Annotated in this window: 10 protein-coding genes; 3 read left to right on the top strand and 7 right to left on the bottom strand. The window is 70.7% G+C overall.

Annotated features, from left to right (window positions below; all coding sequences use genetic code 11):
* The 6 genes from BDW27_RS26675 to BDW27_RS26700 form a co-directional block, all read right to left on the bottom strand.
* The coding region (locus BDW27_RS26675) for a non-ribosomal peptide synthetase (RefSeq protein ID WP_146223311.1) at positions 1-4,639 on the bottom strand (4,639 nt) is incomplete at its 3' end.
* 98 nt (positions 4,640-4,737) lie between these two features.
* On the bottom strand, positions 4,738-6,009 hold the full coding sequence (locus BDW27_RS26680; RefSeq protein ID WP_110052454.1) for a glutamate synthase-related protein: 1,272 nt from the start codon (positions 6,007-6,009) through the stop codon (positions 4,738-4,740).
* Complete coding sequence (locus tag BDW27_RS26685; protein WP_110052455.1) at positions 6,006-7,001, bottom strand: asparagine synthetase A; 996 nt, start codon at positions 6,999-7,001, stop codon at positions 6,006-6,008. Before BDW27_RS26685 ends, BDW27_RS26680 begins: the two co-directional genes overlap by 4 nt.
* 59 nt (positions 7,002-7,060) lie before the next feature.
* A complete protein-coding gene (locus BDW27_RS26690; protein WP_110052457.1) occupies positions 7,061-8,323 on the bottom strand; it encodes a methylaspartate mutase in 1,263 nt (420 codons plus the stop codon).
* Positions 8,320-8,760, bottom strand: coding sequence for a cobalamin B12-binding domain-containing protein (locus tag BDW27_RS26695; RefSeq protein ID WP_049566782.1), 441 nt, complete (start codon positions 8,758-8,760; stop codon positions 8,320-8,322). Before BDW27_RS26695 ends, BDW27_RS26690 begins: the two co-directional genes overlap by 4 nt.
* 122 nt (positions 8,761-8,882) lie before the next feature.
* Positions 8,883-10,181 (bottom strand): helix-turn-helix domain-containing protein, encoded by a 1,299-nt coding sequence (locus BDW27_RS26700; protein WP_158543613.1) that lies wholly within the window; start codon positions 10,179-10,181, stop codon positions 8,883-8,885.
* A gap of 307 nt (positions 10,182-10,488) precedes the next feature.
* Here BDW27_RS26700 and BDW27_RS27335 point away from each other — a divergent pair, with 307 nt between their 5' ends.
* Positions 10,489-10,647: a hypothetical protein gene (locus tag BDW27_RS27335; protein ID WP_158543614.1), complete on the top strand. Its 159-nt coding sequence runs from the start codon at positions 10,489-10,491 to the stop codon at positions 10,645-10,647.
* A 31-nt stretch (positions 10,648-10,678) separates the two neighbouring features.
* On the opposite strand, the gene BDW27_RS26705 is transcribed toward BDW27_RS27335, so the two are convergent.
* A complete protein-coding gene (locus BDW27_RS26705) occupies positions 10,679-13,639 on the bottom strand; it encodes an AfsR/SARP family transcriptional regulator (RefSeq protein ID WP_110052460.1) in 2,961 nt (986 codons plus the stop codon).
* Between the two features lie 320 nt (positions 13,640-13,959).
* On the opposite strand from BDW27_RS26705, the gene BDW27_RS26710 reads away from it, so the two are divergent.
* Both BDW27_RS26710 and BDW27_RS26715 read left to right on the top strand, forming a co-directional pair.
* Positions 13,960-14,448: a nuclear transport factor 2 family protein gene (locus tag BDW27_RS26710; protein WP_110052462.1), complete on the top strand. Its 489-nt coding sequence runs from the start codon at positions 13,960-13,962 to the stop codon at positions 14,446-14,448.
* A 176-nt stretch (positions 14,449-14,624) separates the two neighbouring features.
* Positions 14,625-16,673, top strand: coding sequence for a flotillin family protein (locus BDW27_RS26715; RefSeq protein ID WP_017544305.1), 2,049 nt, complete (start codon positions 14,625-14,627; stop codon positions 16,671-16,673).
* Positions 16,674-16,683 lie beyond the last annotated feature (10 nt).

Here is a 16,683-nt window from a genome sequence, read left to right on the forward strand (position 1 = left end):
CGTTCAACTCCCCATAGGAGACCCGCTCATCCCCGAACACCAACGCCACAGCGTCCGGAACCGACGCCGCACACTCCTCGAACACCCGGTGCAGGGTGCGATCCGCGACGAGGTCGGTGCCCGCGCCGCCGAAGTCCACCAGGACTCGCTGCCGCTCCCGCGCGGAGAGGACGTCGATCCGTCCCGCCCGTACCCGAGGCTCCGCCACCACGGCGGCCAGCACCCGCTCCAAGCGGGCCACCAGCGCCTCCGCCGTGCCACGGTCGAACAGGTCGATCGCGTACTCCAGGGTCCCCCGGATCCCCCCGGGCCCGCCGTCAACGTCGGAGCGCTCACCGAGGTCGAGAGTCAGGTCGAACTTGGACGTGCCCATGGAACGAAGCTCCATCGCGACGTCCAGGCCCGGTAGTTCCGGGACCGCCCCGGCATTGTTCTGGAGCACGAGCATGACCTGGAAGAGCGGGTGGTGCGCCGATGACCGTGTGGGTGCCACCGCTTCCACCACGCGGTCGAAGGGCACGTCACGGTGATCGAAGGCAGCCAGATCACCCTCACGCACCCGAGCCAGCAACTCCACGAACGTCGGATCCCCCGACACATCCGTACGCAACACCAACGTGTTCACGAAGAACCCCACCAAGGAATCCAACGCCTCATCATCACGCCCAGCCACAGGCGTACCAATCGGAACATCAACACCACCACCCGACCGCGCCAACACCACCGTCAACGCAGCCTGAAGAACCATGAAGAGGGTCACGTCGTGGTCCGCGGCCAGTTCGGCCAGCGCGGCGTGCAGGTCGGCGGGCAGGTCAACGGCGATCGTCGCGCCCTCGTTGGAGGGAACCAGGGGACGGGGACGGTCCGCGGGCAGGTCCAGCACCTCCGGGGCACCGGCGAGGGACCGCTCCCAGAAGGCCGTCTGGCTCGCGAGCAGGCTCCCCGGATCCGACTCCGAGCCCAGGACGTCCTTCTGCCAGAGCGCGTAGTCGGCGTACTGCACGGCCAGGTCGGGCCGGTCGCTCCAGTCGGGGGTCTGCCCGAGCAGCCGCGCCCCGTAGGCGGCGCCCAGGTCCTCCATGAGCGGGGCCATGGACCATCCGTCGCTGGCGATGTGGTGGACGAGCACGACCAGGACGGTGTCCTGCTCTCCCGTACCCAGCAGCCATCCCCGGATGGGGATCTCCCGCTCCAGGTCGAAGGCGTGGCGCACCGCCCGGTCGATCCCGGCGCCGATCTCCTCCTCCCCGACGTCGACGACCTCCAGCACCGGCCGGTCGGGCAGGACCCGTTGGAAGGGTTCTCCGTCAACGGAGGGGAAGACCGTGCGCAGGGTCTCGTGGCGGTCCGCCACGTCCCCCAGCGCCGCCCGGAGCGCGTCCTCGTCCACTCGACCGCGTAGCCGCAGGACCACCGGGACGTTGTAGGTGGGACTCGGTCCCTCCATGCGGTGCAGGAACCACAGACGGCGCTGGGCGAAGGAGAGCGGTACGCGTTCGGGGCGCTCCACCGCCGTGAGCGGTGCGCGCACGGGCCCGCCGGAGACCGACCTGACCAGCGCGTCCACCGCCGCGACTGTGGGAGAGCGGAACACGTCCCCCAGGGCCAGCTCCGCGCCCAGCACCGCGCGCACCCTGCTGACCAGCCGGGTGGCGAGCAGGGAGTGGCCGCCCAGGTCGAAGAAGGAGTCGTCGATCCCGACGGCCTCCACTCCGAGGAGTTCACGGAAGACTCCGCAGAGGATCTCCTCCTGAGGAGTGCGCGGGGCCCGGCCGGTCGATGTGTACCGGGGTGCGGGCAGGGCCCTCCTGTCCAGCTTGCCGTTGGCGGTCAGCGGGAGCTCGTCCAGCACCACCACCGCCGACGGGACCATGTGGTCGGGCAGTGAGGTGGCCAGAGCCGCGCGCAGAGCGGCCGGGTCAGCCTCCGCACCCGCCTCGGCCACCGCGTAGGCCACCAACCGCCGATCACCAGGACGGTCCTCACGCACCACCACGGCACCCTGGACGACACCGGACAACCCCGCCAGCACGGCCTCGACCTCACCGGGCTCGACCCGGAAACCGCGGACCTTGACCTGGTCGTCCACCCGGCCGAGGAACTCAACGGTCCCCTCATCGGTCCACCGCACCAGGTCACCGGTGCGGTACAACCGGCCCTCCGGAGCACCGAAGGGATCGGGAACGAACCGCTCGGCGGTCAGGTCCGGACGACCCACGTACCCGAGCGCGAGACCGGCGCCCCCGACGTACAGCTCGCCGGGCACACCCACGGGGACCGGGCGCGACCGGCTGTCCAGCACGTAGCAGCTGCGGTGGGCGATGGGAGCACCCACCGGGACCAGGGGGCCGTCGATCTCCGTGACCCTGTGCGAGTTGGTGAAGACCATGCTCTCGACCGGCCCGTAGCCGTGTTGCAGCCGCACGGTCGGAAGGGCCTCCAGGAAGCGGCGCATGTGCTCCGTGGACGGGGCCTCGCCGCCGGTGACGACCTGGCGCACACCTTCGAACACCTCCGGGTGTTCGTCGAGGACCAGGTTGAACAGACCGGCGGAGAGCCACATCGCTGTGACCCCGTGCTCCGCGACCAGTTGCGCCATCCGTCGCGGCTCGGGTGCCTGACCCGGTTGGAGCACGCACGTCGATCCGTGCAGCAGCGCACCCCAGAACTCCAACACGAAAGCGTCCCAGGAGACCGGAGCGGTCTGCAGCCACACCTGTTCCGGACCGAAGTCCAGGTAGTCCTGCCCGAGGAGAGTGGAGACCACGGAACGGTGCGGGGCCACCACGCCCTTGGGCACACCCGTCGATCCCGACGTGAACATCACGCACGCGGGTGCCCCCGGGGGCACCCGCACACCCAGGTCCTCCGCGCTGCGCCGGGCCACGGTCGCGGCTTCGGCGTCGACCCGGACGAGGTGCTCGGCGCCCACCCCGCGTCCGGCCAGTCCCGCCCTGGTCACGACCGGTCCGACACCGGCGGCCGCGACCATCGTGGCCAGGCGGTCGACGGGGAAGGCTGGGTCGAGGGGCACATACGCGGCTCCGGTCTTGAGCACCGCGAGCAGCGCGTCGGCGAACTCGGCGCCGCGCTCCAGCAGGACACCCACCATCGTTCCGGGGCCGACACCGAGCCCGCGCAGGTGTCGAGCGAGGCGGTTGGCACGGGCGTTCAGGTCACCGTAGGAGACCACGGTGCCGTCGGACACCACCGCCGTGGCGTCCGGCGCCATCGCGGCGCGCTCCTCGAACACCTCGTGCACGGTCCGGTCCGCCACGTCGGCCGCCGCAACGGCGTTGAACCCCGCGACCACCCGCCGGTGCTCGTCCTCGGAGAGCAGGTCCAGGTCACCGACGGCGGTCCCGGGTTCACGGCACAGCGCGTCGAGCAGGCGGACGAACGACTCCGTACGGCGCTCCAGGTCCTCCTGGGAGAAGACCGCCGGGTTGGCGTCGAAGTCGATCTGCAGGGCGCCGTCGCGACCGCGTTGGAGGACGTCGATCCGAAGTTCCTCGATGGGCCCCTGGAAGATGTTGTGCGGAACGCAGGGGAGGCCGCCGAAGTCGACGTCGTAGTCGAAGGACATGATGTTGACGAGTGGGCCGAACTCGCGCCTGGTCTGCGGGGTCTGGCCGAGCAGCCGCCGGGTGGCGGCGACCGGGTGACGCTGGTGCGGCAGGCAGGATCGCAGAGCGGCCGCCACGTCGCGGGCCACGTCCGCCGCCGGCGCCTCCGGGTCCACGGCAAGGCGCAGCGGGATGACGTTGGAGTACATCCCGGGGGTGCGGCGGCTGAGTTCCGTGGTGCGCGCGGTGACCGGAAGGCTGAGGAGGATGTCCCGCTCCCCCGTCCACCGCTGGGTGTAGGCGGCCACGGCCGCCATGAGCATCTGTTTCCACCGGGTTCCGCAGCGCTCGGCCGCCCGCTGGATCCTGGCCACGCCCTCCTCGTCGATGATCCGAGTGCAGCGCAGGTACCGGGGCCCGGGTTCCGCCCGGTTCCGGGTGAGGGCGGTGTGGTGCGGTGCACCGTCCAGGTACCCGGCCCAGTAGCGGCGGTCCTCCTCGCGCTCCGGTCCGTCCTCGTACCGGGCCGACTCCTCGACCAGCGCACCGAACGAGCCGAGGGGCGGGCCGGTGTCGGCGTCGTGGAGCAGCGCCGTGTACAACTCGGCCACGCGCCGGGCCAGCAGCATGAAGGTGTACCCGTCGACCATGAGGTGGTGCGCCCTCTGGAACCAGACGTGGCGGTCGCCGCCGAGGCGGAAGAGCACGTGGGCGTAGAGCGGGTGGCGGGTCACGTCCAGCGGCACCGCGAGTTCCTCGCGCATCATCGCCAGCGCCTCCGCGGCGGGGTCGTCGGAGTCACCGAGGTCCACGACGCGCATGGGGTAGGTCAGCGTCGCGTCGGTCCACTGGCGGGGGCCGGATTCCGTGGCGGCGAAGCGCGTGCGCAGGATCTCGCTCTCCGACACGACCCGCCCCACCGCCCGTTCCAGGACGACGGGGTCGAGCGGCCCCGTGATCTCGTAGTACTCGCCGTTGTTGAGCATCGGGCTGTCGGGGTCGGCTTCCTGGGTGAACCAGATTCCGCTCTGCGCCTCGTTGAGCGGCCGGGTTTCGTCGAATGTGCAGAGCATCGAGTTTCCCTTCTCCCTTTCCTGGACGTATCGGACTTGCGGCTGCGGCCTTCGGGGTTCGCAGGGGGCCGGCCCCGGCTGGCAGGGCCGAGGCGCCCTCACGGGACGGTGCTCGGTTCCGCCGCGACCGACGCGGCCGCGGCGGCGGCCGACGCGGGCAGCAGGACGTCCTCGCTGCCCAGCGCCTCCGGGGAGTACTTGCCGAGCGCGCTGATGAGCAGGCGTGCCTCCAGCGCCAGCGCGCTGACCAGGTTGACCAGACCGTTCTCGGGGTCCTCGTCGACGGCGACAAGCGCGGCGCGGCCCAACCCCACGGCCCGCGCGCCCAGAGCGAGGGCGACGACCGCCCTCCCGGCCTCCCACATCCGCCCGGAGGCGAGCAGGCACCCGTCCGGGGCGCCGATCCTGCGCAGGCACTCACCGAGTGGCAGGCCCACCCGGCTCAGGAAAACCGGCGGCGCCCAACCGGATCCTCCCTCGGCCCCGTCGACCGTGACGGCGTGCGCTCCCGCCGACCAGGCCACGCGGGCCGCGTGCCCGACGTCCCGCCCGGGCGGGAGCTTCACCCAGACCCGGACCCGCGGGAAGTTGTTGCGCATGAACCTGATCTGCTGGGCGAGGATCTCCTCGGTGAACGTGCCGGGGCTGGAACTGCGCAGCCGCGGGCCGCCTCGGGGGTCCAGGCTGGCGGTGACGTCATAGCGGTCCGAGAGGCGGGCGGCGTCGGCTTCGCCGACCATGGTCATGCCGCCGAGGCCGGGCTTGGCGCCCTGGCCGAGCTTCAGTTCGAAGCCCAGGCGGCCCGAGTCCAGCAGCGGTGCGACGGCCGGGTCGGTGTGGACCCGGTTCCACACCTCGGCGTCGGCGTCCTCCGTGCTCTGTTGAACGACCACTCCCCCGACGCCCTCGGGCAGTTCCGAGGCGTAGGCCTCCAGCCTGCTCAGCAAGGAGGAGTCCGCGCTGTAGCCGTGGGCGGGCGCCACGTTCTCGCCCACCACCAGGGGGATGCCCAGGCGTGCGGCCTGCCGCCCCGCGGCGAGGGCGAGTTCGGTCCCGACCTGGGTGGACCCGAAGGCCGACACGTACACCGGAAGCTCCGAGGCGAAACCGCCGATCCGGGTCCGCAGTTCGACGTCGCTGAAGAGCGGCTCGCGGGCCAGGTCGATGAGCTTCTCCATGCGGCGGGGCATGAACACCGGGGGCACGAGGCGGGCGGCGTCGAGGGGGTCCGCGGTGGCGGCGGAGGTGACGTCGGCCCCGATGACGCTCCTGCCGTAGGAGTCGTCCGGCGGGAACACGGCGGCGCGGCCCCTGCGGGCGCGGTCGCGGATCGCCTGTTCCGGGAGGCCCTCGGCGTGCAGTCGGTTCATGCCGACACCACCCCGGGAAGTTTCGGATAGGCGGTGACCTGCCACAGGGAGTCCATACCGGTCAGGTACCGCAGGACCCGTTGCAGGCCCATACCGAACCCGGCGCTGGCGGGGATGCCCTCGCGGGCCTCCTTCAGGTACCAGCCGTACTTGGCGGGGTTCTCGCCGCTCTCGCGGATACCGGTGACAATCGCCGCGTAGTCGGCCTGGCGTTCGCTGCCGCTGACCAGTTCGCCGTAGCCGCCGTGCGCCAGCAGGTCGAAGTTGCGCAGGACGCCGGGGTGCTCGGGGTCCTCCCGGTCGTAGAAGCCCCGGGAGCCCTTGGGGTAGTCGGTGACGAAGAAGGGCCGGTCCGCCTTGTGGGACAGCATCGCCTCGCCCTCCCAGTCGATCTCGGCCCCCGCGTCCTGGTCGTGGCCCATCCCGCGCAGGGTGTCGACCGCGTCGGCGTGGGTGCGGATGCCGAAGCCGCCCGCGAGCAGTTCCTTGAAGAAGACCGGGTCCCGCCCGAGGCCGGTCAGGAGTTCGGGGACCCGATCGAGCACGTGGGCGACGACGTGGGTGAGCAGTCGCTCGGCCACCCGCATCGCGTCGTCCCGGGTGGCGCCCGCGATCTCCACGTCGATCTGGTGGAACTCGAAGAGGTGGCGTCCGGTGGAGGCGGTCTCCAGGGGTTCGGCACGCACGTTCGGCGCGATGTAGAAAAGCTTGGGGAAGCCGCGCAGCGACGCCTGTTTGTAGAGGATCGCGCTGGTCATCAACTTGTAGCGGTGACCGTAGAAGTCCACGTCGAGCTGTTTGGCACCGCGGCCGCCGGGGTCGGTGACCGGGCCGGTCAGGGGTGGCAGGAGCTCGACGAAGCCCTGTCCGCGCAGGTGGTCGCGGGTCGCCGCGAGGACCTCCTGCTGGACCAGCATGATGTCGCGCGTGGTCGGGGAGGCGAGGTGCTCGCCCAGGGGCGGGATCGGCGCGGGGTTCGCGGGGTCGTTCATGGTTCCTCCGTTTCGGAGCGCCGGGGTCGGCGGTCGTGGGGGTGCGGCACCGGGTCCGCTCACGTGACCCGGTCGTAGCGCTGTTCGACGTGGTGGAGCATCATGAGCAGGGCGTCGGCGGTCAGCCGGGTGGGGACCACCGAGTCCACGGGCACGGGGATCGGCATGTTCCCGGTGCTCAGCCAGCGCAGGTATCCGTCGTCGCCGATGTAGCTGCGGGCCTGTCCGCGGTTGTCCGGGTGCAGGCAGAACGGGAGGTCGAGCCGGCCCCGTTCGAACGCGCGGGGAAGCGCCCGTCCGACGTCCGGATCGATGTCCAGGACAGCCTCGACGAGCGCGCGCGCCTCGGCGAGGACACCGCTGTCCCCCGCCTCGGCCACGCGCGGTCCCGCCGTCTCGGCGGCGCGGGCGCTTGCCTCCAGCGCCCGGATGTTCTCCTCGATGGTGGGGATCCGGTGGGCCTCCGCCTCGGTCTTAACGATGACGCGTGCGGCCCCGGCCCGTACGGCGGTGCGCGCCGCCTGTTCCATCAGGAGCACCGCGCCGCGGGAGGTACGGGGGTAGACCCCCATGTAGGCGTAGAAGACGATGTGCCACTGGGTGTCGGGGAGGTACTCGCTCGCCAGTCGGCGCAGGGCGAGCACGGCCTCCTCGTCCTGGGCGGGGTGGATCTGCTGGGCGTAGCTGAGCGAGAGGCTGCGTATGCCGTGCTGTCGGAAGAAGACTCCTTCGAGCAGGCTGATCGCGACGAGCAGGCTGGGCGGGCAGAGCTGGCCGAGCATGCATCCGCCGAAGCTCTCCACGTGGGGACGGCGCCCGTCGGCCCCGGACTCGGCGAAGAGTTCGGTGCTCTCGACCCAGCTGTCCACCGCCTCCCGTAGCGGAGTGCGGCTGTAGGGCAGGCAGTAGGAGACCGGTCCGCCCTCGGTGGCCTCCAACCCGAGTCGGGTGAGGGTGCGGAAGATGTCCTGCGGCCGGGAGGAGCCGTGGCGGACCTGCACGGGGAAGCCCGTGTCCCGGACCCCGTCGAGAAGCTCCACGGTCTCGTGGTCGGGACGTGCGACGATCGGATAGCCGTTGAGCTTGACGCCGTCGGCCAGGGCCCTGCGGGCGGCCTCGTGGTTTCCCGTCCGCGTGTAGCTGTCCAAGGTCAGGGTTCCCACACTGACCGCGTCGGCCGCCTTGGTCGCGACCAGGCCCGCGCGCATCCGTCGCAGGTCGCCGAAGCCCATCCGGGGCTGGACGACGAGGTTCCCGTTCCGTTCCGCGGCGGCGACGAAGTCACCGAAGGAGGGACGGGCGGTGTCGAGGGGCGGGGTCATGACACCGCTCTCAGCCCGCGCGCCGTCACGAACTCCCGGAACCCGCCCAGCTCGTGCTCCGCGAAGACCGCGTCGAAACCCTCGTTGAGGAGGCGGCGGGTGAAACCGACGTCGCGGACACCGTCCACACCCAGCTTCCCGCCCACGACGAGCGGGATCCGTTCGAGGCCGGGAACAGCGCGCAGGTGCCGGATCAGCCCGAGTGCGTCGTTGAATCCGTGGCCGTTGACGCTGCTCACCACGACCAGGTCGGGGCGGTGTTCCAGGCACGCGTCGGCCAGCAGCTCCTCGGGAACGCAGGCCCCGACGTTCACGACCTCGTGCCCCATCTCCTCCAGCAGGAGCTGCATGTAGATGAGATTCCAGGTGTGTGAGTCGGAAACGGTACTGGAAACGATGGACTTGGGCCGAAAACCCGTCACGCCACCACGGAACATCTATCCCACCTCGAATGGCGCTTGGCCGTTGGTTTCTTTCCTCGCGGAGAAGTTATGTCCCGTACGGACGGAGAACGGGAAGTGCTGTCGGCAGATTGGGCGGCATGTGCGCCGACCACGACTCAGGCCGCGATCGGGGCCGCGACCCGACGGGTGTGCGCCGCACGCAGGACGCGGACGAGGTTGAGCGTGTGCACACGGGCCTGGCCGGTACCGCGCTCGCAGTGCACGAGCCCGCGGGTGATCAGGCCGTTCAGCACCCGGCCGCAGTCGGCGAGCGGGAGACCGCAGATACGCGCCAGGCCGTCCGCGCGTTCGCCGTCGGCGGTGGCGCACAGCAGGTCCAGCACGGTCTCCTCGTCCGGAGAGAGGGTGGCGAACGCCCTGTTCAGTCCCCCGACGACGCCGGGCACGGCGGGGCCGGTCAACGAGCTGAGGAACGGGAGGGGGTCGTCCCGCAGGCAGGCGAGCAGGGTGGCCGGGTCGTAGAGGGTCAGCCATGTCGCCGCGCAGACCAGCGCGCCGGGGATCCGGTCGAGCAGCACGCAGATCTCGGCCAGCAGCGGGGCGTCCTCGGGGCCGGGGCTGGGTGAGAGACGGGTGTCGCCCAGGTGCCAAACGAGCACGTCCACGGCCGCGGCGGGCGCGAGAGCCGTCAACGGAAAGACCTGCTCACCGGGTAGGCCGTAGGGCAGGTCGGCCACCGCGAGCACGCGCAGGGCGGGGCATTCGTGGAGGAGGCGGGCGAGCGCCGCTCCGTTGGGTGCCCCCGGACGGGGCGCGTCCAGGACCAGCAGGGCGGGGCGGTCTCCCACGCTGTGCACCAGGTCGGCCACCCCGTCGCGGTCGCTGTCCACGGGTCCGACCACGGAGAACAGGTCCGTGACGGCCCGGCACACCAGGTCGGCCAGCTCACCGGCGGGCGCCGGGAAGTCGTGGTCGGACCCCGTGGCCCACAGGACCGGGAGCTCGCAGGAGCGGTGCAACCGCTGGGCGACCTCGATCGCCAGGCGGCTCTTGCCGACCCCCGGGGCCCCGGTCACGGTCACCAGGCGGCGGCCCGGAGCGGCCAGGGCCATGGCGAGGGCCTCCGCCTCCTCCTGCCGCCCCAGGACGGGGGTGCGGGGATCCGGGGCGGGTGCGACGACGACGTCCGGTCCGCACAAGCTGACCGTGCGGGCGCCGCGCCGACCCGCGGCGGCCAGCAGGTCGGCACGGTCACGGTCACCGAGGCGCAGGGCCTCTCCCAACAGGCGGACGGTGTCCCTGCGCGGGTGCAGGGCCCTCCCGTGTTCGAGGTCGCGGATGGCCCGGACACTGATCGTGGAGAAGTCGGCCAGCTCCTGCTGTGTGAGCCCGGACCGCGAGCGGTACCGGCGGAGCAGATCTCCGAAGCGCTGGTTCTCGGTGGGGGATGCCATCCTCTGCGCCCTCTTTCCTCTGGGTCGGTTCCGAACAGGACCCATTCTGGAAAAAGCCGCTATCTCCGGCGCATCGTCCGGCAAAACCGCCGGTCCGGAGAGGGCGAACCAGGCCGGACCATCGATCCGATGGGACCGGTGGGACGGCTGTGGCCTGTGTGGGAACGAGCAGGGGCGGGGTTGCGACGGGGGTGTCCCGCTGGGGGAAAGGGGGGATAGCGGCGTGATAGCCAAACCAGCGATTCGGCGATGCCCCCTGTTTCTAGATTCGTGTTCATCGGAAGAAACGAACACGAAAGGCACTCACTTGAAGCTCCTCAGAATCCTCGCCGCCGCGGCCATCGCCGCCACCGCCGCTCTCGGCCCGATCGTCCTCACCGGGGCCGCCGCCCACGCCGGCACGTCCCTGAGCCCCGGAGCGCCCGTCTCCCAGGAGAGCCCGAACAACGACCCCTGGGAGCCGTAGAGCGCAGGGACGTCCACCGGGGCCGCCCGTGTCAGGAACCGGGTGCTCCCGCGATCCGCACCGCCTCGGCGTGCTTGGACTCCATCCCCCTCTCCGCGAACACCCCGGCCACCCTCTCCGCGAGTTCGACGGCCTGCCCGCTCTCGCCCAGGCCCTGGAGCAGCCGCGCCAGGTCCAACCCGACCTCGGCGGCACCCGCGCCGTCCCGGATCTGTTCGCGCACGGCCAGCGAACGGCCGAGGAACCGCCGGGCCTCCCCCGACCGCCCCAGCAGCCCGCAGACCCGCCCCAGGTCGTGCAGAAGATAGCCCTCCCCGATCGGATCGCGCAGCTCGCGCACCAACTCGAAGGACTCGGTGAGGATGCCCAGCGCCTCCCTGTGGTCCCCCTTCAGTAACGAGTACTGACCGATCCTGCGCAGCACCTGCGCGCGACTGCGCGGGTCTCCCGTCGTCTCCGCGTGCTCACGGGCGCGCTGGAGCTCGACCATCCCCCGCTCCTCCTCGCCCATGGCCAGCCGGACGTGCCCGGTGAGCAGCAGGGTGCGGCCCATGCCCGCCACGTCGCCGATCGACTCGAAGACCTCGTAGGCCTGTTCCCCGAAATCCAGCGCGCGCTCTCGGTCGCCGTCCACGTTGGCCAGGTGGGCGAGTTCGCGCAGGCACTTGGCGCGACCGAGCGCGTCCTCAAGGCCGGTGAAACCCTTCAGGGCGGCCGTCATCGCCGCGCGCGCCTCGTCGTTCTTCCTCTGGTCCAGGTAGAGGCAGCCGTTGGAGAAGGTGATCGCGGCCATCCCGCGCAGGTTGCCCGCCGCGCGTACCGCCTCCATCGCCCGCTGGTTGGTGAGGGCCCACTCGTCCGGGTGGCAGCGCCGGCCGAACAGCGTGAGCAGGGACACCGCGAGATCCCAGCAGAGTTCGTCGAGCCCCGCCCGGGCCGCGGTGTCCACGGCCGCGTACAGGTTGTCCTGCTCCCGTTCCAGCCACTCCATCGGGTCCGCGAGGGCGGCCTCGGTGAGCGCGCGAGGCGGGTGCCAGCGCGTGCCCTCGCCGTGCAGGAGCAGGTAGTCGCCGCCGTGGATACGCCGGTTGGCCTCGTCCACCAGGCCGAGCCACCCTCCGACGAGTCGTCCGAGGGCGGCGTGCCGGTCGGGCCCGGGTTCCTGGTCGAGGAGGCGCTCCCGGGCGAACAGGCGGATGATGTCGTGGAAGCGGTACCTGGGGTCGCCGCCGGGGTCGATCCCGGTGACGTCCAGCATCTGGGCGTCCACGAGGGGTTCGAGCAGGTCCGACGGGTACCGGCGACGGTCGTCGAGGAGCGCGCCGGCGATCCAGCCCGGCTGGTTCGGCCCGTCGGCGAGGGCGAACAGCCGGAGGGTGCGGCGGGTGACGTCGTCCATGCCGTCGTAGGTCAGGCTGAGGCTGGCGCGGACCCCGAGTTCACCGTGGGTGAGCTCGTCCAGGCGGTGGCGTTCGTCGGAGAGCCGGTTGACCATGGAGGCCAGGGACCAATGCGGGCGCGCCGCCAGGCGCGCGGCGACGATACGCAGGGCCAGCGGGAGCCGTCCGACCGAGCGCACCAGTGAGTCGGCCGCGGCGGGTTCGGCGTCCACCCGCCCTGAGCCGACGATCCGGCGGAGGAGGTCGAACGACTGGTCCCGGTCCAGCACGTCGAGTTCGACGAGGACCGCCCCGGGGACGCCGGTGAGCCTGGCCCGGCTGGTGACGATCACGCCGCATCCCGGGCTGCCCGGAAGCAGGTCCGCCACCTGGCGCTCCGATCCGGCGTCGTCGAGCACGACCAGGACCTGTCGCTCCGACAGCAGGCTCCGGTACATCTCGGCGCGCTCGTCGCGGCCCTCGGGAATGGACTGGCCCGGAATGCCCAGCGCACGGAGGAAGCGGGCGAGCACCTCGGCGGTCTCCGTAGGGCTCTCACGGCTGCCGCGCAGGTCGCAGTAGAGCTGCCCGTCCGGGAAGCGCTCGTCCTGGAGGCGGTGGGCGACGTGGACGGCCATCGCGCTCTTGCCGACACCCGGCCGACCGATGACGACGGCGACACCGACCGCGTGGCCGCGCTCGGGGAGCGTGAGGGCGATCTCCACCGTCCTGGCGGACTCGGTGCGGCCGACGAAGTCCGCTGTGTCAGCGGGCAGTTGCCGGGGTCGGGCCTCACCGACGCCGGGGTAGGCTTCGGGCTCCTCGGGCAGGATCAGGAGCTCGGTCCCCTTGTCGTCGCTGTCGGGGACGGCGGGCGTGGCGGGCGCCGAGGGGGATCGAAGGTCGGACCGCTCCGGCCCCAGGAGCAGGGTCGGGTCACCCGAGAGGATGCTCGTCTCCAGGCCGCGCAGCTCCTCGCCCATCTCCAGGCCGAGTTCCCTCATGAAGAGGTCCCGGCCCCTGCGGTACGCCTCCAGCGCCTCGGCCTGCCGACCGGAGCGGTAGAGGGCGAGCATCAGCTGCTTCCTGAGGCGTTCGCGCAGGGGGAAGTCCTGCACGAGCGCGTTGATCTCACCGATCAGCCCGCTGTGGCGGCCGAGCCCGAGCTCAAGCTCGATGTAGGTCTCGATGAGGTTGGTGCGGGCCTCGTCCAGGCGCGCGGCCTTGGTCCCGAGGCTGCGGCTGGAGATACCGCTGAGCGTGGGACCACTCCAGAGCCCGGACGCCCTGCGCAGGAGGGACACCGCCTCCGCGTCCCGGCCCTCCCTGCTGACGACCTCGGCCTCGGCCGCGAGCCGTTGGAAGCGACGCACGTCGATCGCGTCGGGTTCGGCCTGGAACCGGTAGCCCGGAGGCCTGGTCTCCAGAGTGGCCCCGGTCGAGGCGAGGCTCTTCCTCAGCCGGGAGACGCAGATCTGCACCTGCGTACGCGCGGTCCCCGGCGGGTCCTCGTCCCAGATCGCGTCCACGAGGTAGTCGGTGGACACGACGTGCCCGGCCTCCAGCAACAGGGCGGCGAGAACGACCTGCTGCCGTCCCGGGGGGATGCGCACCTGACCTTCGACACCCTCGACCTGAAGTGGCCCGAGAATTCTAAAGGGGGGGTCCCCTCTGTCCTCGACAAGTGTTTCATAGCCGATGACGGGCCCCTTTGACGGCAGGGTCGGGGTGGGCCGACCAGAGTTATTCTCGGATCCTTGTCGGCCAAGGTAGCCACTCGAAAAGCAACCCGTCAATATGGACCCGACAACAACAAGGAAACGGATGGTAGCCATGCGATAGCGAACGAATAGGCCCGATGGGCATCCTGGTACCCAGAGCCAGAACACAAGCCGCGCCTGCGCGAGCGGGACGTGACGATCCGTGACCAACAATGGGTTCGGAGCAGGGGGCAGGGAGCGTGGCCGCAGTCGAGAATGATCACGACCACCTATCACCAAACGCCACGATAACCTCACTCGGAGTAGAACACGTTCGACTTTCGTATCACTATTTAGATAGCGGGGATATTGACGGATACGCATCGCTGCTCGCGGAAAAGGTGCAGATAAAGCGACCCGACCTTCCGCTCGCGCACGGGCGAGACGAAGCCGAAAGACTGTGCGGCGACCCGCTTCGCCCCCGCGGTTTCCACGACCTCTACCGGGTGTTCGGTCAGTCCGGGCACATCGCCGCGGTCGGCCGCTTCGTGGTTTTGCCCCACGAGCCCGACCGGGGCCCCGAGGACGTGGACTTCGTGGACATCTTCACCCTGGCTGGCGACGGTCTGATCCTCGGCCAGCGCCGCTTTCTGTCCCCGCGCTACGCCGACCGGCGGAGCGGTGGGTGGACCCCGGCCTCACGGCCGGGCGGGAGCGCGTGAGCGGACGCGACCACGGGTGAACCCTGCTCGTTCCCGGTCACACGGAACCGTTTGCCCCGTTCACGCGTCACAAAGCATGACGAACGCTTCTCTCCCCCGGTCGCCGCACCGCCAGCCCCGCGTCGCTCCCCCGGTGCCGGACCGACCACGTTCACCTCGCAGAAAGAGACACCCACGTGTTGCTGAGTGCATCCTCCACCGGCGGCCAGGAGGCGGCTGACGCGGCCTTCCTGACCTTCGGAGTGGCCCTGGCCGTCGGCCTCGTCGTCCTCATCGCCCTCCTGGTGATGGTCACGCGCCTCTTCCGGAAGGTCGAGCAGGGCAAGGCCCTGATCATCTCCAAGGTCAGGGACGTCCACGTCACCTTCACCGGCTCCATCGTCCTCCCGGTCCTGCACAAGGCCGAGATCATGGACATCTCCCTCAAGAGCCTGACCCTGGAGCGCGGCGGCCGTGACGGCCTGACCTGCAAGGACAACATCCGCGCGGACATCAAGGTGTTCTTCTACGTCCGTGTGAACGAGACCGCCGAGGACGTCAAGAAGGTCGCGAAGGCGATCGGCACCGCGCGCGCCAGCGACCAGGACACCCTCCAGGAACTCTTCAACTCGAAGTTCTCCGAGGCGCTCAAGACCGTCGGCAAGCAGTTCGACTTCGAGGAGCTGTTCACGCACCGCGAGCAGTTCCGCCACGCGATCGTGTCCCTGATCGGCACCGACCTCAACGGCTACATCCTGGAGGACGTGGCCATCGACGAGCTGGAGCAGACCCCGCTCCACCACCACGACGCGAACAACATCCTCGACGCGCAGGGCATCTCGAAGATCACGGAGCGCACCGCCAAGGAGCACAAGCGCACCAACGAGTTCGAGAACGATCGCCGCAAGGAGATCGACCGCCAGAACACGGAGACCGCCGAAACCCTCGCCGAGCTGGAGAAGCGCCGCGAGGAGGCGGCCGCCAAGGCCAAGCGCGAGATCGAGATCATCCGTGCGCAGGAGGAGGCCGAGACCGCCCGCGTCCAGGCCGAGGAGCGGCTCAAGTCCGAGACCGCCAACCTGCGCACCAACGAGCAGCTCGGCGTCCAGTCCGAGAACCAGCAGCGTGAGATCGCGGTCGCCGAGAAGAACCGCGAGCGCGTCATCGCCATCGAGACCGAGCGGATCGAGAAGGACCGCCTCCTGGAGGTCATCGGCCGCGAGCGCGAGACCGAGCTGAGCCGCATCGCCAAGGACAAGGAGGTCGAGGCCGAGAAGCGCGAGGTCGCCGACGTCGTCCGCGAGCGGATCGCCGTCGACCGCACCGTCGCCGAGCAGGAGGAGGCGATCAAGAAGCTCCGCGCCGTGGAGGAGGCCGAGCGCCAGCGCCAGTCCATCATCATCCACGCCGAGGCCGAGGCGCAGGAGAACCTGGTCAAGGACATCAAGGCCGCCGAGGCGGCCGAGGCCGCCGCCAAGCACAAGGCCCAGGAGGAGCTCACGCTCGCTGAGGCCCGCCAGCAGGCCGCAGAGCTGGACACCCGAGCCAAGATCCGCCTCGCCGAGGGCATCCAGGCCGAGGCCGCGGCCGCCGGTCTGGCCGAGGTCCAGGTCCGTGAGCAGGACGCCGAGGCCGTCGAGAAGCTCGGCCGCGCCGAGGCCGTCGTCGCCCGTGAGAAGGCCGACGTCGACGCCGAGGCCGTGGAGAAGAAGCTGCGTGCCGAGGCCGCCGGTCTGACCGACAAGGCCGCCGCCATGGCCGCCCTGGACCAGGTCAGCCGCGAGCACGAGGAGTACCGCCTGCGCCTCGACGCCGAGAAGGAGGTCCGCCTGGCCGGGATCGACGTGCAGCGTCAGGTCGCCGAGGCCCAGGCCGCGGCGATGGCCGCCGGCCTGGAGAGCGCCGACATCAGCATCGTCGGCGGCGACGGCGCCTTCTTCGACCGCATGGTCAACTCCATCGGCATGGGCAAGGCCGTCGACGGGTTCGTCGGCAGCTCCGACACGGTCCAGGCGCTGGGCAGCGGTTGGCTCAGCGGCGAGGGCAACTTCGCCGACGACGTCAAGCGGATCCTGGCCGAGGCCGACAGCGAGGACGTCAAGAACCTGACCGTCTCCGCCCTGCTGCTCAAGCTCATCGCGGCGGGCGGCCCCGAGACGGGCAAGCTGGACAACCTGCTGACGACGGCCCGTTCCCTGGGCCTCGACCAGCTTCCCGTGAACGCTCTCGCCCCCGTGAAGCAGTGAGGTAGTCCTC

It is taken from the genome of Nocardiopsis sp. L17-MgMaSL7 (assembly GCF_003182025.1).
GTDB lineage: Bacteria > Actinomycetota > Actinomycetes > Streptosporangiales > Streptosporangiaceae > Nocardiopsis > Nocardiopsis prasina.

What these genes read in the sequence shown, in the direction of transcription:
- BDW27_RS26690 (WP_110052457.1), bottom strand. Translation starts at nt 8,323, where the DNA reads ATGACCCCGCCCCTCGACACCGCCCGTCCCTCCTTCGGTGACTTCGTC.
- BDW27_RS26680 (WP_110052454.1), bottom strand. Translation starts at nt 6,009, where the DNA reads ATGAACCGACTGCACGCCGAGGGCCTCCCGGAACAGGCGATCCGCGAC.
- BDW27_RS26685 (WP_110052455.1), bottom strand. Translation starts at nt 7,001, where the DNA reads ATGAACGACCCCGCGAACCCCGCGCCGATCCCGCCCCTGGGCGAGCAC.
- BDW27_RS26700 (WP_158543613.1), bottom strand. Translation starts at nt 10,181, where the DNA reads ATGGCATCCCCCACCGAGAACCAGCGCTTCGGAGATCTGCTCCGCCGG.
- BDW27_RS26695 (WP_049566782.1), bottom strand. Translation starts at nt 8,760, where the DNA reads ATGTTCCGTGGTGGCGTGACGGGTTTTCGGCCCAAGTCCATCGTTTCC.
- BDW27_RS26710 (WP_110052462.1), top strand. Translation starts at nt 13,960, where the DNA reads ATGGGTTCGGAGCAGGGGGCAGGGAGCGTGGCCGCAGTCGAGAATGAT.